The sequence below is a fragment of the Serratia sp. HNCC26DJ244 genome, from assembly GCF_057180565.1.
The window spans coordinates 1-388 of the sequence record NZ_JBXUGO010000129.1 but is presented as its reverse complement, the minus strand read 5'-3'; the positions used below and the strand labels follow the sequence as shown (position 1 = coordinate 388).

At 56.2% G+C, this 388-nt stretch carries 1 protein-coding gene; it reads right to left on the bottom strand.

Annotation, left to right across the window (positions count from 1 at the left end):
* On the bottom strand, positions 1-388 hold a 388-nt coding region (locus AC2A06_RS18915), incomplete at both ends, for an Ig-like domain-containing protein (protein WP_484381305.1).

Sequence of the window (388 nt, the reverse complement as noted above, 5' to 3'; positions counted from 1 at the left end):
CTGACATTCCCTGCCGGATCTTTGGCGCTGGCCCTAAAGGTATGCTCACCCTGGCCCATATCCTCATTTGGCGTAAAGCGCCATTCACCGTTGCTTTCGGCAGTGGTACTGCCCAGAATGCCGCTTTCATCGCTGACGGTGACCACACTGCCCGCCTTCGCGGTACCAATGAGGGTCGGACGCGAATCATTCGTCACCCCGTTCTGGGCTATCAGCTCCACCTTATCGACCGGGTTATTGCCCTGGTTATCTTCCAGACCGGTCAGTAGTACCTTCGTTAGATCCACATCCACCTTGAAGATCAGGTGTTGCCCTTCATCGCTGGTGTTACCGGCCTTGTCGGTCACGGTCGTGGTCAGGTCATGTTGACCATTACCCAATGGGTCGC